This is a genomic window from Chitinophaga sp. SYP-B3965 (genome assembly GCF_009647655.1).
In the GTDB taxonomy this organism is placed as follows: domain Bacteria; phylum Bacteroidota; class Bacteroidia; order Chitinophagales; family Chitinophagaceae; genus Chitinophaga.
Window position 1 is genome coordinate 372999 of sequence record NZ_WJFD01000004.1, and the last position, 21525, is coordinate 394523.

Genomic DNA, 21525 nt, shown 5'->3' on the forward strand with positions numbered 1-21525 from the left:
CGTTAATACAGGATGGAGAGCATGGCTTTGCGAAGTTGCTGTAATGCTTTGTGGATGTGTGTTTCCACGGTTCTTGGGGAGATAGACAATAACCCGGCTATCTCTTTATGAGAGAGGCCGTTCACTTTATTCAGCAAAAAAACCTTTTTACGGACAGGGGGCATGCGGGATATTTCCTTTTGCAGCTGCAGCTTGTAGTCTATATTGGATTCCTGCAATAGCTGCTGCAGTTGAATTATTTCCTGTTCATAAGCATCGGTCAGGCGTTTCCTGGATTTCCGCTCCCTGATCTGGTCTATCATGCAGGTGCGTGCAATACGGAAGATCTGGGCAGACAGTTCCAGGTCTTCATTCAGGCCGGTCCTGTAGTCCCATAATTTAATAAATGTGTTTTGCACTAATTCCTCGCTGAGCATGTTAGAACGCGTGTGTTTGAGGAAATAGCCATATAACTTATCCTGATAAGCATGGAATACCTGCTCAAAAACAGGCTCACTTCCTTGTCTCAGTGCAGCAATTTCAATCATTGGAATCAGGTTGTGATACAACAAAGATTGGGAATCATATGAGATTCCGATGTTAAAAAATCATTATGGGGTCTCTGTTCTTTTTTATATTTTAAGGGTATGCAAAGATTTTTATTTTTATTGATATGTTTTCCTGTTTTGGCTTTTTCGCAGGAGCGGAAAGTGGATCACAAGCTGGAAAAGGCTTTAGGGGAGTTGGTGAAGGGGTTTAATGGTACGGCCGGTGTTTACGTGCTTAACCTCAAAACGGGTAAATATGCTTCCCTGAACGGGGACACCATTTTTCCTACAGCCAGTATTGTAAAAGTACCGCTGCTGGTGGGCCTGTTTTCTAAAATAGAAAAAGGTGAATTGAGTTTTCATCAACCTATGATGTACCGGGATTCTATTAAATACGGGGGCTCGGGGCTGATGCAGTTCTTTAAAGACAGTTCTGCCACAGAGGTAAGTGTGCTGGCAGCTTTAATGATGGCTTACAGTGATAATACCACATCACTCTGGAACCAGCAACTGGCGGGAGGGGGAGAGCAGGTGAATATATTAATGGAGCAATATGGTTTGAAAGATACGCGTGTGAATTCCCGTACTCCGGGACGTGAAGAGATACGTAAGATCTATGGCTGGGGGCAAACTACGCCGAGGGAGATGTCTTTTTTACTGGCTAAGATACATCGGGGGGAAGTGATCAGTAAGTCTGCCAGCGAAAGGATGTACCGGTTGATGACGAAAGGGTATTATGATGAACAGGCGCTGGCGGAGATACCTCCTTATATACAGGCGGCTGCGAAAAGTGGTTCTGTGAATGAATCCCGTTCTGAAGTGGTATTAGTGAATGCGCCGCATGGGGATTATGTGTTCTATGTGGGAACGAAAAATATTAAAGATCAACGTTGGGAGGCGGATAATGAAGCGGTGGTGATGATCCGTAAGATATCTGCTTATCTGTGGAATTATTTTGAGCCGAAGAGTGGCTGGAAACCAGCCTGGGATGTGTTGAAGAAGTGATGTTCAATCGTGATGTTTCTGAAATTTAGATGCATGGGTTTTACGCCATGCATCTAAAACAATCTTTATAGTTTTATCACTTGGGTAGCCCCTTCTTTTATTGTGTATTTCTTTCCTTTTACAGTGATCAACAGTTTGCCTGTTGAAGCTCTCGCTACTTCTACATCAAACGTATTCCCGAAAGCATTGATCTTGCGAAGTGCCATATTGTTCCAGTCTTTAGGTAAACGTGGCGTGCAATCAAATGTATTAAATCCGGTGGGGCGGATACCGAATAAACCTTCAATATAGATCCGGCAATACAATCCGCTTTCTGCTGACAGATGACGCTGACCACCTTCAGGATATGCTTCTACCGGATATGGAACATGTTCTCCCAATAAGCGGCGGCGGGAATAATAACGGATAAAGTCCATGGCTTTTGCTGTTTCGCCGGCTTGCAGTACACCGCGTAAGGCATAGAGTGTAGACCTGTCCCAGAAAGTTCCTTTTCCTGATTCGGTAGCTAATCCGTCTGCTGTCCATAATTTGGGAGAGAAGAGGGCATTGATAGTGCCTTCCTTTCTGTCCATAATACCCACTGTTAAGGGCAGGCAGATCCATGCTCTCAATACATTGAGATCTTCATGATAGCGGTAGGTGGCAAAACCATCGATGGTGGCGCCGAAGTATTTTTCTATGTTTCCACGCAGGGTGGCAGCTTGTTTTACATAAGCATCTGTGGGTTTTCCTAACAGGCGGCCCAGCATGGCAGCAGAACGTAATGCATCGTAGTATAAGGTGTTGGTGGAAAGATTGGCTTTGCCGGCAGAGAAACGATTTTCCAGTTCATCACTATCTGAATGCACTACACCCTGGTCATTGATCTTTCTGCGGCTGTATTCAAGACACCATTCTATCAGAGGCCATAATACTTTTGCGGAATCTATATTCCCAAAGGTCATCGCATAACGGGAAGCGCCATAGGCAATCATAGCCTGGTCGCCACGATCTTTTGCGCCTTTCCAGTTGGCATCTCCTTCTGCTACAATAGAACTGGGGATGGGTTTGTAATCAGGATTCATGTAAGCAGCAAAATGACGGTAGGCATTCATGGCAGAGAGATTACCTCTTTCATCTCCGAGGAATGCAAAGAAAGGATTGATGTATTCTGCCTGATCGTTTGCCCAGATAGCGGCGTAATAAGCTAATCCACCAGGGCCATGCATGTAACCACCTTTGGTTTTGAAGATACTTTCCGTAGCCCTTAGTTTGGCGAAAGCGAAAGCGGTGTTCAATATTTTGTCCGGGGTTTCCAGTTGTAGTTTGTCATCGAGGGAGGCTACACGTTGGGCGCGGGCTGTTTCTTCTGCCTGCGGGTTTATGGCAGTGAGGGATTGTGATGCATTCGAGGCCAGGTAAAATACACTGAAGCTGGCTGACTGGCCAGGGTCCACGGTTTGCGTGCCGTCATTCACAGAACCCATGATCACGCTATGCTGCTGGCCTTTGCTTTTCTTCGCATCCGTTCTCACTTCTTTTTTTAAGTACTCCATGTAAATTGTCATCGGTTCATTTGTGATGTTTTTGATCACGAATGTTTCCAGCACCAGAGGTTTGTCTACCGATGGAAATAAAGTACGTTCTATATTTACCAGCGCAGGTGTACCCGCTTGTGCGCTGACTTTCATAATACCTTTATGGGAAAAGCTTTTTATATTATAGGAAAGTTCTCCCGCGCGGCCGGGGCCATTTTTGATCAGTTCCAGGTTGATCAGGCGGTTGTTCACGTATAACCTGGGGAGGTCTTTATCTGAAAAGGAATAACTGATGTGAGAACGGGTGGCATCTGGTAATAAGCGGAAGGTAGGGAACACCACGGTGCGGTAAATGTCTGATCTGCCGATGCTGTCTAAACCGTAACGTACCCACAGGGATACTTTTTCACCACTCATCTCAATATGATCTGTATGTGGAAGGTGGTCTTTTACTTCCCAGCGGATACTTCCATCTTCCTGGATAGCCCATCTGTCCTGTTGGGAAGGTAATACGACCTGTGCACCGGCAAGGAGGCCGTTACATAATGCAATAAATAAAAGGATTGGCTTTGCAGACAGCAATTTCATGCGGTGTAATTTTAAAAATCAATGAATAGCTGCTGACGTGGAGATTATGATAGCGGGCAAGATAGTAGAAAATTGCAGAATTTCTGAGGGAATTGGAATATATTTATTACGCATACATTTAACCTAACACAAATGGCCTCCATCATCAAAGCAACGACGGACAACCTCGCGTTAATAGCTGACATCGGGAAAAGAACGTTTATGGAATCTCATGGGCATAGTGCTCCGCCGGAGGATATCGCGCGGTATGTAAATGAGAAGTTCAGTGAGGAAGTTCTAAAAGCGGAACTCAGTAATGCGCATAATATTTTCCATCTCCTTTATCATGATCAGCGGCCTGCGGGTTATTCAAAGATCATCCTCAATTCCCCACATCCTGATATCACACTGAAAAATGTTACGAAGCTGGAACGCTTGTACCTGCTGAAAGATTTTTACAACCTGAAGTTAGGACATGAACTATACCAGTTCAATGTTGAACTCTCGCGGAAGAATAACCAGGCGGGCATATGGTTATATGTATGGAAGGAAAACCACCGGGCGGTTGATTTCTATATGCGGGCGGGTTTTGAACCGATCGGGAGCTTTGATTTTCAGATCTCGGCTACGCATTCCAACCCTAATCACCATATGTTCCTGCGGTATTAGAAGCAGCAAATCTTGAGCCTATGTCGAGCCTATGTCAAGGATAGTAATGCCTTGTACTTCAGTGCGTTAGGAAAATGTCGTTTTTTTACTATACAGGGGATCTTCGGGAGGCCATATTTGTACTATGAAAAATATCCTTTTACTGACGGCAATGGTTTTGCTATTTGCATGTCACACTAACCAGCCGAAGATATTAGCTGATGAAATAACAGCTACTGCAAAAGCCAACACACCTGGTTTTATTCCCACATCGAAAGATGGTTATTGGATGAGTGCCAAAATAGATGGCAAAGATTGGACCGCTTCTGCTATGATGCCGGTGGATAAAAGTGATTCCCGGAGGATACATGGAGAGCATAACGGAGAAACGATCAGTTTCTCTATTTGGATGCGTGGGCTGGAGCCGGGGAAACATTTTTCTTTTTCAGAAGATAAAGCGGCGGATCTTTTTACGAATGATGATATAGGAATGTGGGGAGGACGAAACGGTGAAATTGTGATCACTAAAATTGATGATAAGGGGGTGGAAGGGACTTTTTCTTTTACCGCCAGCAGTAGCAGAAGTGAAAAGACGGTAGCTGTGACGGAAGGGCGTTTCAGGGTTCCTTTAACGGCGACACCTTAGATAATACTATTCCTGCTTAACCATAGAGGGCTGCTCTTTTTAGGGCAGCCTTTTTTTGTTTTTAGTAACTAATTTTTAACAAGGTTAAGGCAGAATATTTTTTTCATTTACAGCCAGTTTGTAAGCATTGTTTTTTTAACCCATAATTAGTGTTAATGATTAAAGTAGATTTTACAGACACCTATAAATTTATAAAGGTTAATAAGGAGATGGGATTTATGACATTTATTTCACCGTTAAAAAATGGCCAGGAAATTTTGTTGAAAGTTAATTTTTCTCCTTTGGATGATCCCATGCTGCCAGATGTTTATAATCTTTCCTTCGGACCATTAAATGATGACAGGAGGATTGACGATACTTGAAAATTGAATCACGTTAATATCAATAAAGTGTTTTCAACTATCTTATTGTTTTGTCTAATCTTTCTTAGGAGGAACCCTGCTGTTGCTATTGGTATTGATGGTTCTAATGAAGCAAGAGCTTATTTCTATCATAGAATGTTTCTGACTAACAAAGAATATTTAGAAGGATTCTTTAATAGCATTGGTGTGGACTGGTATGTAAGGTTGCTTAGAAATAACACTTTTGAACGAGGCGAAGATGGAGAGGCTTTTTGTAAGCCAAGGTTGGAAGATTTTGATTACTATCGAAACACGAATGATTTATATGGGTATTATATGTTTGAACTACTAGCATAGTAAATTGTAATAATTTGCATTAAAATTTCTTAAATTTATATTATGGATGAAGTTATACAACGTAAAATAGATGAGATCCTGGAGATGGCTGATGCCGCCGAGCCATCTGATGAGAAACATGTTGTAACTCCCCGCACGAGGGAGAACGATAGCCTTTTAAAAGTAATCCGGAATGAAAAAATGGCTAAGGAGTTTTTAGAGGACATGAAGATTGCTTTTGAAAGAGCCCGTCGTCGAAAAGGATTATAGCATTTCTCACCTATGATTCGCCTTCACATTATCCGCAGCCAACTCCACCGTTTGTAAAATCCTTTGCTGCCTCGTTTCAGGCCTTTTTGCTTTAGAGATCCATTCCAGGATCACACGTTTGGAAGAAGGAGCAAATGCTTCAAAGTGTTTCAAAGCTTTTTTGTTTTTAGTAAATAACTTTTGCAGATCGTCCGGGACGATGTTGTTTTGGGCGGCGGCTAAATTATCCCAAGTGCCGATTTCTTTGGCAAGATCGATCATGGCCTGGCCGGCTGGTCTCATTAATCCCTGTTCTGTCATCCGGGCAACCCGTTCACGGTTTGTTTTGCTCCAATTGCTTTTGGGCTTGCGGGGGGTGAAGCTTAAATAGAAACTCTCCTCATCTCTTTTCATCGCTTTGCTATCTATCCAGCCATAACAAAGGGAATGCTCTATGGATTCTGCATAATGCACGCTGGGTGTTTTACTTTTCTGGTGGTAGATGATCAGCCATACCGCTTTTTCGGTGGTGCCGTTTTTCTCCAGCCAGTTACGCCAGTCTTTGACTGTTTTTGCGTGGAATGCTTTTATACCGTTTTTCGTTTCCATATTTTCTTTATTAAAAGCCGGCCATTTCAGGCCGGCTTAATTTATACTTATGCTTTTTTCAGAGAACCGAGTACTTCCAGGTAATGAGGATTGTACATGATACCGAGGATGTTTCCAAAAGGATCAAGTACAGAAGCTGTTACAAATCCTCCACCGCGGGGAGTGATAGGTTCGTATTCTTTTGCTCCGATGGCCAGGATCCTTTCCAGGGCTTCCTCCAGATTATCTACATGCCAGTAGATGATCTCACCGCCCGGAGTAGTTGCGGAACCTTCTTTTTGGTAAGCGGCGTCTATCAGGCCGAGTTCATGCTGGTAGTCTCCGATGCGGAACTCTGCATAACCGGTTTTATTGAAATAAGGAGGAGTTCCTAATAATTCAGTGTACCATTTAACTGCTGCTGCGTGATCGGCTGCGAAATAATTAACTGTTGCAAATCCGCGTAATGGGTGATTGTTTGCCATGATATTCGTTTTTCTTAAGGTTATTATTTATTGTTTGTTTGATGAATCAAAGATAGAAGTGGGCTGTGACAGCCCTGTGTCAAGGGTCTAAAACAATCTGCAAAAAAAAGGCCGAAGTGGCTGCCAGCCTGGGAATTGTTTTTGGTTAACGGCTGTAGGAAAGGGGTTCACATCCTCTAACCCCCTGATTCCAATTATTTTTCACATCTTTACGGGGATAAATCAGCCAAAAAATTTGCCAGCAGTCCAGCTATACAACGAGAATGAACTTCTTTCACGCATCGCAGAAGGTGACCGGAATGCTTTTAAGCAACTTTACGACTTTTACTGGGAGGACATCTATTATATAGCCCTCAGTTTCCTGAAATCTCCGGAATGGTCCCAGGATATGATCCAGGAGATCTTTATTAAGATCTGGCAAAAGCGGGCCTCCCTTCCTGCTATCGAACAATTCAGATCCTACTTATTTATAATAGCCCGCAATGAACTGATCAGCGCCCTCCGGCAAAAAATGAGAACAGACGGGCAAAAGGACCAATATGAGCAACAGCTGCCGGATCAGTTCCTGGCGCCGGACCAGTCTTTTGCAGTCAGAGAACTGGAAATGCAGATCGGGCAAGCGGTTCAACAATTGCCGGAACAACAGCGGCGTATTTTCCTCATGACGAGGAATGATGGACTCAGTCATGATGAAATAGCCGAACAACTTGGGCTGGCGCGAAAAACAGTGGCCAACAACATCACCAAAGCCCTCAACCACATCCGCGATTATCTTCTTCAACATGGTAACGACATGATTACCATTGCTTTGTATGTTTTTATACTCATCGGCAAAAAAAAGTAGTGTTTTTAGCGGGACATTGATTTTCTGCCAGCGTCTTTATTATGTTACCATTAAATTATCTGTGGCTTGACAAGTAATCAACAAGAGAGATTTTATGCATTGCTGGAGCAATACCTTGCTGATACCATCAGGAAGGAGGATCTGGCTGAATTAGAGGCCATCATGGAAGATCCTGCTGCTGAAGTATGGTTGCAGGGTTTTATTGACGACCGGATGGCTGATCGCAGTTACGTGCAGCAGCAGGACCTGCTATTAGCCTTTAAGGAAAAGGGCTACCAGTCTCTGATGCAGCGGATGGACGAAGAAGAAAAACCAGTAGTGGTACGGAGACTCTGGAAATGGGGGTGGGCAGCAGCAATTGTATTCCTGCTGGGCGCTTCCTTTTATTTCTGGTCTGAGAATAAGCCGCAGTCTACTGTAGCATCCAAAGAAAATAAAATAGAACCGGGGAAAAAGGGCGCCATCTTAACATTGGCCAATGGGGAAGAAGTGGTGCTGGATACTTTGGGCAATGGATTGATCACTACCCAGAACGGCGCGAAAGTATTATTGCAGAATGGGCAGCTGGCTTATGATCCTACCGGAAACGGCAATATGGAAATAGTTTATAATACGATAAAAACCCCCAACGGCAGAGAGTTCCAGGTAAGGCTGCCGGATGGGACCATTGTTTGGCTCAATGCCGCCAGCTCTTTAAGATATCCTACACTCTTTACCGGCAAGGAACGGAAAGTGGAGATCACGGGAGAAGCTTATTTCGAAGTGGCTACCGATGCGGATATGCCTTTTCGTGTGAATGTTAATAATAAAGTAAACATAGAAGTACTGGGCACACATTTTAATGTGAATGCCTATGATAATGAGCACAGTCTCAATACTACTTTGCTGGAAGGGGCTGTGCGTGTACAGTCCGTGGTTTTAAAACCTGGTCAGCAGGCACAGGTGGCAGAAGGGGAAACGGTGAAGGTGGTGAATAATGTAAACCTGGAAACGGTGATGGCCTGGAAGAACGGGCTGTTCAATTTTGAGAATAAAAGTTTAGAAGAAGTGATGCGGCAGCTGGAAAGGTGGTATGATCTGGAAGTGGTGTATGAAAAGGGGATACCGGATATTAAGTTCGGTGGAGAAATGAGCAGGGATATGGATCTGGCGGGATTGCTGAAATCGCTGGAAGCTTCTAAGGTGCATTTCAGATTGGAAGAAGGAAGGAAATTAATCGTATTACCATAGCCGTATTTCGGCCCTGCATAACTAAATATCACATCCCTAAATCCATTGGCAAAAAAACAAAAGCCGGAAGTGTTGCAACCACTCCCGGCAGGCGTTCAGTTGACTCAATTTTTCGCTCTTAAACGATCATTTTAACAACCAAACAGTGCAATTTATGCAAAAAACTGCTAATCGGAGCCGGTGGGCTGTGCCTGACACCTTCGTAGATCAACCACCTAAATTTCGGCTCTCAGCGCAAATGCTGCGAATTATGAGGCTAACGTCATTTTTCCTTCTTACTATTTGTTTACACATTTCTGCGAAATCATCTTCGCAGACAGTAACACTTTCCGGCAAGGACGTTCCGCTGGAAAAGGTTTTTTCTGCTATTAAAAAACAAACCGGTTATGTTGTTTTTTATAACCGCGGCCTTTTAAATAATTCCACACCTGTCACCCTTACTGTCAATAACATGCCATTGACGGATTTCATGACGGTTGCATTGAAAGATCAGCCCCTGGATTTCATCATCAATGGTAAAACTATTACACTATCTGAAAGAAGATCACTGGTTATCCCTGTACCACAGGCCCCGCTTGTGGGTCCGGCCTTAGTGCCTGTTTCCGGAATTATCAGGAACTCTTCCGGTGTACCACTGGAAGGTGTTTCTATCCGGGTGAATGGTAGCAAAACGGGTACCAGGACTAATGCACAAGGTCATTTTGTGATCAATGCAAATGAAGGAGATGTACTCACTATTTCTTACGTAGGCTTTTTAGGGATGACGGTCCGTATCAATGCTACAGGTGCCATGATGATCTCTACAGAAAAGCAGGATAAGGATGCAAATATCCCCGGTCCTTCTGTTTCTGTGATCACGAACAATTCTCTCCGGAATTTATCGATCCAGCTTGCTCCTTCCGCCACTTCGCTGCAAACTGTTACGGTTAACAAAGGATATTATACTACCTCTCAAAAACTGAATACGGGTAATACTGTTACGATCAGGGGAGAGGAAATTGAAAAGCAACCTGTAGCTAACTTCCTGCAAGCTTTGCAGGGCCGGGTAGCTGGTTTGATCATCACACAACAAAGCGGTGTACCGGGCAGTAATTTTACGGTGCAGATCCGTGGTCAGAATAGTATCCTGAACGGGAATACACCATTATATATCGTAGATGGTATCCCTTATTCTTCTGATAAACTGAACCAGGTATTATCTGGTTTCGTAGGTGCTACTCCTTCTGTAGATCCCGGTTCTGCTGCGGGTCTTGGTGGTTTAAGCCCTTTGAACAATATCAACCCGGCGGACCTGGAAAGCATTGAGATCCTGAAAGATGCGGATGCTACTGCTATCTATGGATCGCGTGGTGCAAACGGTGTGATCCTGATCACTACCAAAAGAGGTGGTGCGGGTCCTTTAACTGTATCTGCCAACTTCAATTATGGTACGAATGCTCCTACACGTCTCATAAGATACATGAATACCCAGGAATATCTTGAAATGCGGAATGAAGCATTTAAGAATGATAATGTTACACCAACCGTTAATGACTATGATGTAAATGGCACCTGGAGTAAAACGAAATATACTGACTGGACGAAACAGCTGGTTGGTGGCCAAAGCTCTAATATTAACGGGCAGGTTACTTTATCCGGTGGTTCAGAACAAACGCAATTCCAGCTTGGTATGGATTACAGCAGGCAGAACCCTCCTTACGGTGGTGGTTTTGCTGATAACCGTGGTACGGTACGTTTTAATATCTCTAACACTTCTAAGGACAGAAGGTTCAGGATGGGATTCAGTACGGCTTATAGTGTAGACTATAATAACCTGCCGGGTATGGATGTGTATGCTAACATCGGCGTGGCACCCAATGCACCGGACCTGTTGTCTCCGGATGGTTCTTTGTTATGGACGAACAATGTGCTGAACCCTTTTGCTTCTTTGTTGCGGCAGTATAATGCTACTACCAAGAACCTGATGACGAATGTGCAGCTTACTTACCACATCATCGAAGGATTGAATGTGAAAGCTTCGCTGGGTTACACTAATTCCATCTTTAATGAAAGCCGTTTAAATCCTGCGAGTTCTTTCTTCCCGCTTCCTTTTTATAAAACAAAGGCGAATGCTTCTTTCGGTACCAACGGAGGAGATACCTGGATCTTTGAACCACAGGCAGAATATGACAAAGATATACTGGGTGGTAATTTGAGATTGCTGGTAGGATCTACTATGCAGGGCAGTGTAACGGAAGGGCAGGTGATCACTGGTAACTTCAGGTCAGATGCATCGTTGAATAACATGAATGCGGCTACTGAAAAGAATGTTGCCAATAGCTATGGTAAATATAATTATGCAGCTGTGTTCGGCCGCATCAGTTATAATTTTGATGAGAAATATGTGATCAACCTCACAGGCCGCCGTGATGGTAGCAGCCGTTTTGGACCAGGCCGTCAGTTCGCCAATTTTGGTGCTATTGGGGCAGGCTGGATCTTCAGCGATGAAAAGTTCATCAAGGATCATCTGCGATTCCTGAGCTTTGGTAAGTTCAGAGGATCTTATGGTATTACAGGTAGTGACCAGGTAGGCGGATATCTTTATCTCGATTCCTATACACCTACTCCTGCTTTCCAATATCAGGGCCTGAATGGATTAACACCCAGCCGTATTTTCAATGAAGATTTTGGATGGGAGAATAACAAGAAGCTGGAAGGCGCGGTGGAACTGGGTTTCCTCAAAGACCGCCTGAATGTGTCTGCCAGCTGGTTTAAAAACCGTTCTTCCAATCAACTGGTACAACAACCTTTGTCTCCCGGAACAGGTGCTGATTTTGTACAGGCTAACTTACCAGCTACTGTCCAGAATACAGGTTGGGAGTTTGTGGTGAGCAGCACGAACATCAAGAATAAAGGATTGACCTGGAGAACGAATATGAATGTGACGATCTCCCGGAATAAGCTGGTTGCATTCCCTGGTTTGGCGCAATCTTCTTACGCCAGCCGTTTTGTTGTAGGAGAACCTGTGACGATGCTCAGGTTATTCCAGTTTGCAGATGTGGACCCGGCTACGGGTGTTTACCGGTTCGTGAATAAGAGCGGCCAGTTGACTACTTCACCTGCATACGGCGTGGATAATATTATCATTTTTCATCCTAATCCTGATTTTTACGGAGGGGTACAGAATAGCTTAACCTACAAAGGTATTTCGCTGGATGTGTTTTTTCAGTTCACGAAACAGCGTGGCAAAAACATGCTGACAGGCTTGAATAATAGTATCGGTTCTATGAATAACGTTCCTGCGCTCTTTACGGAACGCTGGCAAAAACCGGGAGACATTGCACGCATTCAGAAATACACTACGCTGCAATATGGTCCGGCTTCGAACTCTCAAACTGCGGCCAACAATAGTGATTTTGGCTGGACGGATGCTTCCTATGTACGTTGCAAAAATGTGGCCATCTCTTATAACGTGCAGTCTAAATGGATAAAGAAAACTTTCATGAAATCAGCGAGGGTTTATCTGCAGGCACAGAACCTGTTCACCATTACTAACTACATGGGAGCAGACCCGGAAACACAGGGTTTAATACTTCCTCCAATGAAAACAATTAACGGAGGTTTCCAGTTCTCATTATAAAAAATTACGTACATGACATCTGCTAAACATATATTAAAAAGCGCCCTGGCCGGAGTTGTGCTCATCTCCATCATCGGTACTTCCTGTAAAAAATTCCTTGATGTAGGCGCTCCTAAAACAGAGCTGGTATCAGAACTGGTATTTAATGATGAGCAAACTGCCATCAATGCGGTTACCAGTATCTATGGTGACATGATGGGTTCCAGCACCTTTGTAAGTGATTATTCTTCCAGTTATTTAGGCATGGCTGCAGATGAACTGGTAAGTGTGAGCAGCCCGCTGAATGTTTATTTCACGAACACGCTGGCCAGTGATAAAGACGATTTCTGGAAAAGCGGTTACAAGTATATTTACCAGGCTAACATTGTAAGGGAGGGAACAGAGCGATCTTCTTTGCTCGATTCCACCAAAAGACAAATGATCGGGGAACTTTTGTTCGTGAGAGCCTTCTGCCATTTTTATATGGTGAACCTGTTCGGGGATATTCCTTACATGACCTCTACTGATTACAGGGTAACAAATGTAGCACCGCGGGAACCGGTTGCAGCAGTGTATGCCAAGATCCTGAAAGACCTGCTGGATGCCCGTGATCTGGTAAGGGAATATTATGTGGAGGCTACTAACAAACCTACTACTGAAAGGATCCGTCCAAATAAAGCAGTGGTAACTGCTATGCTTGCCCGTGTGTATTTGTACATGGGAAATTGGGCTAAAGCGGAAGAAGAAGCTACCACGCTGATCAACAATCCGCTTTATAACCTGCCTACGCTTATGAGCAGTGTGTTTCTCAGGACCAGTACGGAAGCAATCTTTCAACTACAACCCAGTAGCCTGACTTATAACAACGGATACTCCGGACCCAATTTTATAATAGATGCAAGGCCCAATTCTTTCCGTCCTGTTTTGTCTGATCAGTTATGGAATGCTTTTGAACCGGGTGATAAAAGGCAAACGGAGTGGCTGGGTACTTTCAATAATTTTGGAACGATCACTCACTTTGCCTGGAAATACAAGATAGCACAGGTACCGGCACCGGCTCAATCAGAATTCCACATGGTGCTCCGCCTGGCAGAACAATATCTGATCAGGGCTGAAGCAAGGGCTAATCTGAATAATTTTGCCGGCGCTGCGCAAGATCTGAATAAACTCAGATTGCGGGCAAGGGCTACACCAACTGACCTTCCTGACTATCCGGAAACACTGGACAAGGCACAATGCCTTGCAAAAGTAGAGCTGGAAAGGCAAAGGGAACTTTTCACAGAAATGGGCCACCGCTGGCTTGATCTGAAAAGGACCGGCAGGGCAGATGCTGTGATGGCTCCGGTGAAAGGAACTAAATGGCAAACAACAGACCAACTTTTCCCTCTCCCTAAATTACAACTTGAACTGAATCCGAATATGACCGGCAAACAAAATCCGGGCTATACTTTATAACATTCCAGCAAGGGGCCGTTGCGCCCCTTGTTTTTAAACCCATGCTTTAGATATGAAAAAGATTTTTCAGTTAGCTGTGTGCCTGTTACCTGTAATAGGAATGGCCCAGGAAAAGAAAGCCATTATTACTGGCACAACAGATATTAAAGAGCCAACCACCATTTATGCTTTGTATTATTATAAAGCAACAGAAAATAAAGCGTTTGATTCTACCGAAGTAAAAGATGGCAAGTTTACACTGGCTGTACCATTCAGTGGCACCACCGTTTCTGTGATGTTATATAAAAGTCCCAGTGGAGGCGGTATGCAACAGTCGAATGCCAGTGATCCAAAAGCCTTCATGCTGGATAAAGATGGTAGCAGCATTCATATTAAGGATTCCATGAGAACGGCGGTGATCAGTAACAATAAGATAGAAGCCGAAAAAGCAAGGTATGTGAAATATATGTACCTGGCAGCAGCAGATTCTGCGAAGATGGGCTTTTATATTAATGGCGTTTCCGCAATCGTGTATGATGTTATAGCTACCGCACCTGATAGTGTTAAGGATAGGGAGAACTATGATAAATTTCAAAAAACAATGGCCGCCATCCAAAAGATGAAGGACCTGGTACAGCAGAAACTGGTATTACAACGCAAATTCGTAAAAGAGAATCCGGATTCTTATTTCAGTTTCAGTGCTGTGGAAGATATTGCCCGTTACAGTAAAGATATTGAAGAGGCACTGCCTTTATATAAAAGTTTGTCTGAAAACTTACGTAACAGTGAAGAAGCAGCCAAGGTATTAGCTACTATTGAAAAAACAAGAGACGACAGGTTGCATCCTGAAAAAAAAGCGGAAAAGAACACGGCTGATATGCTGAAACGTCCTCAGCCATTAGCTACCGGTATCATGGCACCTGATTTTACACAGTTCGATGTAAATGGTAAACCAGTGAAACTGAGTGATTTTAAAGGACAATATGTACTGATAGATTTCTGGGCTTCCTGGTGTGTACCTTGCCGTGCGGAAAACCCTAACGTCGTAAAAGCATACAACGAATTTAAAGACAGGAACTTCACCGTGCTGGGTATTGCACTGGAAGAAAAGGGCAGTAAAGACGCATGGCTCAAAGCCATTAAGAAAGACGGCCTCACCTGGACGCAGGTAGCAGATATCGAAAAAGGAGAAAACCCTGTAGCCAAAATGTATGGTGTATCTGGTATCCCTTATAATTTCCTCGTAGATCCTTCCGGTAAAATTGTTGCCAGCAATATCAGGGGAGAAGACCTGCAGAATAAACTTACAGAAATCCTTGCCAATTGAGAAAGCTATTATTCATGGCATTATTACTGCCCGCTTCCGCTTTTGCAGATTATGTAATAAAAGGAACGTGTGATGTGAAAGAAGGGACCGTTATACTAAATGACCGTATCACCAAAGATACCATCACCATTAAGGATGGCCGGTTCACGTTCCGTGGGAAAGTGAAACAGCCGGTGCTGGGATTGATCGGGTTACCCGGCAGTATTCCGGCCAGTGTGATCCTGGAAGAAGGTGAAATTACGGTAACGATTAAAAAGGGAAATTATACAGTTGGGGGTACCACTAATAATAAGAAGTACCAGGAGCTGCGTGATCTAACGGCATCTTACCGTACAGCTGTTGCTTCATTGCTGGATAGTTCCATGAAAGCAACCGGATTTGAAAAACGCAAATGGTCAGCCGCAATTGATAGTGTGGAGCGCGCTAAGGCGAAAGTTACAGGTAAATGGGTAAGGAGTAATAACACCTATGCCGGGTTAGTTGCCTTGCTGTCTACGTACAGAAAGGAAACGCCCGGCAACCTGGCTCATTTCCTGGAAGCGATGAAAACATTTTCCGCAGACCCCAGTTATCAATTGATAGCAGGCTATTACAAGGGTATGCTCAAAATGGAAGTGGGTGCGCCTGTTCCGCCATTTACTTTGCAGGATCTGAAAGGGGATATGGTTTCGCTGGCTTCCTTTAAAGGGAAATATGTGCTGGTGGATTTCTGGTACCATAACTGTGGTTTTTGCCGGCAGATGATGCCTTCCCTTGTGAAGCTGTATAAGGAATTGCAGCCGAAGGGGTTTGAAATAGTGAGCATCTCTATTGATGCCAAAGCAAACGAAGCATTATGGCGCAAAGCCATTAAAGATGATGGCGCTACCTGGACGGAACTTTGGGATTACGATAAAACGATGCCTGATCAATATGGCGTAGTTGGATATCCCAATATGTTCCTGCTGGACAAAGAAGGGAAGTTGCTGGAAACAATCGTAGGCTTGCAGGAAGAAGCTACATTGCGGAAGATACTGGGTAAATATAATTTATGATGAAAAGATCAATAGCCGGGGTGCTGGTATGTTTCGTTCTGTTTGCCTGGAAGGCAGACAATGATCCAACCGCGGAAAGAAAGAAATTACTGAACATGGTAGGCGCCATGCTGGAACAGAAACATTATCTCACCCCGGTGATCAATGATGCCTTTTCCCGGGAAGTGTGGAATACATATATCAATGCCATTGATATACGGAAATGCATTTTCCTGCAGGCGGATATTGATCAGCTGAAAGCTTACCAGAATTACCTGGATAATGAAATGCACGGTGATTCCCTGAAGTTCTTCCCGGAGATCACACAACTGTATGCAAAACGGTATGAGGAAACGGCGGTTATCTATCAGCAGTTGCTTTCCAAACCTTTTACGTTTTCAAAAAAGGACAGTATTGGAATGGAGGTGACGGGCTTTCCGAAAGACCAATCCGAGCGTGTGAACAGGTGGAGGAATTACCTGAAGCGCATTACGCTGGAAAAAATGATAGAGCTGCAGGAAAACAATCCGGGCAAAAAGGACGCGCAGTTGGAGCAAATGGCCAGGGAGATCATCCTGAAACAACATGAGCGGATGCTGGCGCGGTTCAGATCTTTTAATGAAGACAAACTGTTTACCGGTTATGTGAATGTGATCACACATTATGTTGATCCACATTCGGACTATTTTCCTCCTTTAGATAAAAAGGCTTTTGACCAGTCTATGGCCAACCGCTTTTTTGGTATCGGTGCACAACTGAAAGATGTGGATGGAACCGTAACTATTGCAGGTGTTGATGCAGGAAGCCCTTCCTGGAAAAGTGGCCAACTGGCGGTGAATGACCAGATCGTAAAAGTAGGGCAGGGAACCGATGGCGCGATGACGGATGTTGTGGGTATGGGGCTTAGTGATGTGGTACAACTTATCCGGGGAGATAAAGGAACCACAGTACGGATCGGTTGCCGCAAAACGGATGGCCGGTTGATCACTGTTCCGCTGGTACGCGAAGAAATAAAACCGGAAGAAACGTTAGCGAGAAGTGCCGTGATATGGAAAGATGGTAAGAAGACCGGTTACATTTACCTCCCTGTTTTTTATGATGATTTTACGCATGCAGATGGTGCACATTGTGCAGATGACGTTGCCAAAGAAGTAACCAAACTGAAAGCAGAAAATGTAAACAGCATCATTATTGATCTGCGGAACAATGGGGGCGGTTCCCTGACGCAGGTAATAAAAATGCTGGGCTTGTTCATTGGTAAAGGACCTGTAGTGCAGGTCAGGATGGGGCCGGATCAGGGGCAGGTGTTGAAGAGTGATCAGCCTGAAGCGTTATACAGCGGGCCGCTCACGGTGATGGTGAATGAACTGAGTGCCTCCGCTTCAGAGATCTTTGCTGCCGCCATACAGGATTATGGACGTGGCATTATTATCGGGAGCACCACTTTCGGTAAAGGTACGGTTCAGACAACCATCCCATTTACAGAAGAGAAATATGGCGCGGTGAAATTAACGATCCAGAAATTCTATCGCATCAATGGAGGTTCGACTCAATTGAAAGGGGTAATTCCGGATATCGTATTACCGGATCTGTATGAAACATTAAAGATCCGCGAAGGGGATAAACCTTCGGCATTAGGATGGGACAGGATCTCAGAAGCAGATTATAAGGCGAAGGAAAACAAGCAGGTACCGGTGCTCGCAGCTGATCCTGTTTTTAAAGTGATCGCAGATAATAATACCTGGCTGGAAACTTACCTGGATAAAACCAGTGCGGGTATGCCGTTGCCGGAATACAAAGCGGAGTTTTTAAAAAGAAGGAAAATAGCAAAACAGAACGAAACGATCCAGCAGCTGGAAGCAGGAAAGAAAATGGATGTTCGGCCGGTGGCCAAGGCATCCGGTGTGTCGTATGAAAAATGGCTGGAAAGGATTGCTGCAGATATTTATATAGATCAGGCGCTGAAGGTAGCTCATTGACCCAGTAACCATCTGTGAATAATGGAAAGGAGATAGTCAGTGATGGCTATCTCCTTTAGTGTTTAAATACAGTTAAGAAAGAGCAAAATAGTATCCCCCATCCCCCCTGAAAGTTATAATTTACGGTACATCTTTATTGTTTATGATGAAGCGCACTATACTGGCGGCTTTAATGGCCGTTCCTTCTCTCTTGCATGCACAACAGATCGTTTTGAAGAATGATCAGATCAAAAGAACATTATCGTTTGACGGGAAGGTCTGGCGCACTACGGAGTTCTCCAATATAAAAGGAGATAAACGTTTGCCCGTGAAAAGTGAAGAGTTGAACATCCTGCCTATGACGGGTGATAAAACTTATTCCATTACAGATTTCCGGGTGCAGGGGAAACCTGCTGTATCTACCAGTAAGGATACCAGTTTTATTGTTATTACATATACACCCGTCATAAAAGCAGATGCTATTCCAGCATTGCTGCGGATCAAATATTATCTCGTTAAAGGACAGCCTTACACGCGTAAAACAATTACACTGATATATGATAAAATGGCTACGGTGGACAGGCTGGAAGTGGAACGTTTTGTAACAGACCAAACACAAACAGCAGAAGGCGGCGGCAGGGGAGAGCCCGTATTTATCAATAACCAGTGGTTCACTGGCCTGGAATATCCTGCAGGTTACAGCAGGCATACGGATGGCAATACACCAAAGGATTACAGCCGGTATTATGAAAAGGTAGGTAACTACAGTTACATAGATCTGGATGGCAGGGATATAGAACCCCATGCGCAAAAAGGATTAACCCGTTTAATGCATTTCCCGGGTTACACATTGCCTAATTTTCAGATAGAAAGTAAAACTGCGATGATGGGCGTAGTGCAGGAAAGGGAAACGGCGCCTACTGCATTCATGCATTACATGACTACGATGTGGAAAGCACCCCGCTCTTTTCTTCATTTTAATAACTGGTTTGAGCCAGAGGCAAAAGATCTTAAAGGAGATGGATTGCTTAATATATGGCGTGCATTTAAAACGGCTATCACACCATATGGTGTAAAGATGGATGCAATGGTAGCAGATGATGGCTGGCAGGAAAGGAAATCTATCTGGGAACCTTCTCCCAAATATTTCCCCAATGGCTATGCGGATGTGAAGGTATTAAGTGATAAACTCAGCCATGAAGGAGTTGGTTTCGGTTTATGGCTTTCTTTAAATGGTTATACCAATAATATAGACTGGGGGCTGGAGAATGGTTATAAAGAAGCAAAACGGAATAAATATTTTTCCCAGTATGGCAGGAACTACAGTTTATCTGCCACAAAATATAAAACAGAAGTGCTGCAAAAAATACCTGCTATCGCTAAACAGGTGAATGCATTGTATTATAAACACGACTTCAATGTACTGAGCGATATGGATGAAGGGAATAACCATCCTGCTACAGACAGGCATGGCCATGAAGCCACTTTGGATGCTGCGATTGAAATACTCACCGCTACCCGGAAAATGAATCCCGCTATTTATCAAAACCTCACTAACTGGGTATGGTTCTCTCCCTGGTGGTTAATGTACAGCGATTATTTATGGATGCTGGCAGGGGATGACGGAACAAATGGTAACTGGCCGGAGATCTCTACCAGGGCTATGGCTTCTACGGACAGGGATACTTATATTTGGCGCATGTTTGGTAATCCTGCAGACCGGCCTTTAGTACCCATATCCAGATTAATGACGCATGGCATTATTAAGAACAGCCGCGGCATGATGGAAAGTAAAGAGGATAATATACAGGATTGGGCAGAGTATGTATTGATGCATTATGGCAGGGGTACCTTGCTGAAGGAATGGTATATTTCTCCTTCTGTGATGAAGCCGGAGGACTGGAAGGCATTGTGTACAGTAGACGGTTGGGCGAAAAAACACCTGGCGGCATTGACCAATACCGTATTTGTCGGTGGCCGGCCGGATGAAGGAAATGCTTATGGTTATATTGGCTGGGATGGGGAGAAAGGGGTGCTGGTGGCAAGAAATACACAGGCAACCACGCAGAAACTGATCATTCCTTTTGATCAGTCTGCCGGCTTTAAGGGCCTTGCCGGGCAATCATATAAAGGGAGCGTTGTTTTTCCGTACCAGGATACCTACCCGGTTACTTTTACTTCCGGCAAAAATATAGAGATTGAATTGCCGGGATATGCTACCATGGCTATTGAGTTGGAGAGGGGTACATCTGCAGGTTTGAAAAAAGAGATAGCCCCCATTCCGTTCACTATTAATAATGGTGTGGTGCAGGTAACAGTGCCTGCAACTATTAAAGGCAGATGTGATCTGCTGGTGATAGGCCGCCCGGAAACTCCGGCAGTTAAGATAAACGGGGATACGGTTATGGTGTTACGTTCCAATAAAGGCAGGCTGAATAATTTTGCCGGTTATGCAAAGTCCGGCATGCCCAGTGAAAAAGCTGCGGCCTGGACGATGTATACTTTTGACCTGTTGCCTTATGCAGGCAAAAATATACAGATCGAATTCAGCAAGGTGGCGGGGTTTGAAAGTTATATACTGGCTGAGCAGGTGGTGAATGTTCCGGCAGCACGGGCAGGTAATAATATATTATGGGCTATTACTAATAATACAAGGCGTCAAACCGTGCGGATATTCTAACCAAATCTGCAGATATGCCAATACCCGGTCAATTATTTTGAGTTATATAAGTTTCATTTTCTTCCTGAAATAGCTCCTTTTTCAGGGCATTTTGTTTTTTATTACTTTGTAAAACAATTGATAGATAATATTTTATATCAGTTTATCTCCTCGTGTTTCCTTTCTTTCATAGTGTTTCATATTTGGTTACGATTAATTACCTCTAATTTAATTTTGTTTAATTTCGTTTTTTCTCTACTTTAGCATTGTCCCTTTTTTGATGATAATAAGTTCCACGAAACCAAGTGTTTCATAAGCCAGGATTTTTTCAACAGGCTGTCGGTGGCGTCACCGAAAACTTTAATACCGTTTTTTAGATCAGGCATGGCCGGAGGTCTGCGTTGTTTATTTCACGTTTGAACTAAAACCAAAATCATCAATACCATGAACAGCGATGTTGCTTTGCAACACAACTAAAGCCAACCGGCGCGTATATCATTTTCCTGAAAGTATCTTAAACATAATATAAGCTTAATATTAGGATATGTAAGGC

At 43.9% G+C, this 21525-nt stretch carries 17 protein-coding genes; 13 read left to right on the plus strand and 4 right to left on the minus strand.

Annotated elements, in window-relative coordinates; all coding sequences use genetic code 11:
- Positions 1-2 precede the first annotated feature (2 nt).
- Positions 3-527: an RNA polymerase sigma factor gene (locus tag GFS24_RS22565; protein WP_153663524.1), complete on the minus strand. Its 525-nt coding sequence runs from the start codon at positions 525-527 to the stop codon at positions 3-5.
- A 99-nt stretch (positions 528-626) separates the two neighbouring features.
- Here GFS24_RS22565 and GFS24_RS22570 point away from each other — a divergent pair, with 99 nt between their 5' ends.
- A complete protein-coding gene (locus GFS24_RS22570) occupies positions 627-1532 on the plus strand; it encodes a serine hydrolase (RefSeq protein ID WP_153663526.1) in 906 nt (301 codons plus the stop codon).
- A gap of 65 nt (positions 1533-1597) precedes the next feature.
- Here GFS24_RS22570 and GFS24_RS22575 read toward each other — a convergent pair whose 3' ends face one another.
- A complete protein-coding gene (locus tag GFS24_RS22575) occupies positions 1598-3637 on the minus strand; it encodes a hypothetical protein (protein WP_216647490.1) in 2040 nt (679 codons plus the stop codon).
- A gap of 132 nt (positions 3638-3769) precedes the next feature.
- Here GFS24_RS22575 and GFS24_RS22580 point away from each other — a divergent pair, with 132 nt between their 5' ends.
- The 4 genes from GFS24_RS22580 (at position 3770) to GFS24_RS22595 (ending at position 5857) form a co-directional block, all read left to right on the plus strand.
- Positions 3770-4285 (plus strand): GNAT family N-acetyltransferase, encoded by a 516-nt coding sequence (locus GFS24_RS22580; RefSeq protein WP_153663528.1) that lies wholly within the window; start codon positions 3770-3772, stop codon positions 4283-4285.
- Positions 4286-4409: 124 nt separating this feature from the next.
- A complete protein-coding gene (locus tag GFS24_RS22585) occupies positions 4410-4910 on the plus strand; it encodes a DUF6252 family protein (RefSeq protein ID WP_153663530.1) in 501 nt (166 codons plus the stop codon).
- A gap of 155 nt (positions 4911-5065) precedes the next feature.
- Positions 5066-5272 carry a hypothetical protein gene (locus GFS24_RS29115; protein ID WP_216647491.1) on the plus strand — a complete coding sequence of 69 codons (207 nt, stop codon included), beginning with the start codon at positions 5066-5068 and terminating at the stop codon, positions 5270-5272.
- 378 nt (positions 5273-5650) lie between these two features.
- On the plus strand, positions 5651-5857 hold the full coding sequence (locus tag GFS24_RS22595; RefSeq protein ID WP_153663532.1) for a hypothetical protein: 207 nt from the start codon (positions 5651-5653) through the stop codon (positions 5855-5857).
- Positions 5858-5863: 6 nt separating this feature from the next.
- Here the strand turns inward: GFS24_RS22595 and GFS24_RS22600 are convergent, their stop codons facing one another.
- A complete protein-coding gene (locus GFS24_RS22600) occupies positions 5864-6445 on the minus strand; it encodes a YdeI family protein (RefSeq protein WP_153663534.1) in 582 nt (193 codons plus the stop codon).
- 47 nt (positions 6446-6492) lie between these two features.
- Positions 6493-6909 carry a VOC family protein gene (locus GFS24_RS22605; RefSeq protein WP_153663536.1) on the minus strand — a complete coding sequence of 139 codons (417 nt, stop codon included), beginning with the start codon at positions 6907-6909 and terminating at the stop codon, positions 6493-6495.
- 235 nt (positions 6910-7144) lie between these two features.
- Between GFS24_RS22605 and GFS24_RS22610 the strand changes: the two genes are divergently transcribed.
- The 8 genes from GFS24_RS22610 to GFS24_RS22645 all read left to right on the plus strand — a co-directional run bounded on the left by GFS24_RS22610 (position 7145) and on the right by GFS24_RS22645 (position 20993).
- The gene (locus GFS24_RS22610) at positions 7145-7753 is read left to right on the plus strand and encodes an RNA polymerase sigma factor (protein WP_173003161.1); all 609 of its coding nucleotides are present in this window, start codon (positions 7145-7147) and stop codon (positions 7751-7753) included.
- 66 nt (positions 7754-7819) lie between these two features.
- The gene (locus tag GFS24_RS22615) at positions 7820-8983 is read left to right on the plus strand and encodes a FecR family protein (RefSeq protein WP_253906558.1); all 1164 of its coding nucleotides are present in this window, start codon (positions 7820-7822) and stop codon (positions 8981-8983) included.
- Positions 8984-9233: 250 nt separating this feature from the next.
- On the plus strand, positions 9234-12602 hold the full coding sequence (locus GFS24_RS22620; protein ID WP_173003162.1) for a SusC/RagA family TonB-linked outer membrane protein: 3369 nt from the start codon (positions 9234-9236) through the stop codon (positions 12600-12602).
- 12 nt (positions 12603-12614) lie between these two features.
- Positions 12615-14036, plus strand: a complete 1422-nt coding sequence (locus tag GFS24_RS22625) for a RagB/SusD family nutrient uptake outer membrane protein (protein ID WP_153663542.1) — start codon at positions 12615-12617, stop codon at positions 14034-14036.
- 52 nt (positions 14037-14088) lie between these two features.
- Entirely contained in the window at positions 14089-15342 is a 1254-nt protein-coding gene (locus GFS24_RS22630; RefSeq protein ID WP_153663544.1) for a TlpA disulfide reductase family protein, read from the plus strand.
- A 14-nt stretch (positions 15343-15356) separates the two neighbouring features.
- Positions 15357-16376 carry a TlpA disulfide reductase family protein gene (locus tag GFS24_RS22635; protein ID WP_153663546.1) on the plus strand — a complete coding sequence of 340 codons (1020 nt, stop codon included), beginning with the start codon at positions 15357-15359 and terminating at the stop codon, positions 16374-16376.
- Positions 16373-18334 carry a carboxy terminal-processing peptidase gene (locus GFS24_RS22640; protein ID WP_153663548.1) on the plus strand — a complete coding sequence of 654 codons (1962 nt, stop codon included), beginning with the start codon at positions 16373-16375 and terminating at the stop codon, positions 18332-18334. The genes GFS24_RS22635 and GFS24_RS22640 overlap by 4 nt, the downstream gene beginning before the upstream one ends.
- A gap of 142 nt (positions 18335-18476) precedes the next feature.
- Complete coding sequence (locus GFS24_RS22645; protein ID WP_153663550.1) at positions 18477-20993, plus strand: hypothetical protein; 2517 nt, start codon at positions 18477-18479, stop codon at positions 20991-20993.
- Positions 20994-21525 lie beyond the last annotated feature (532 nt).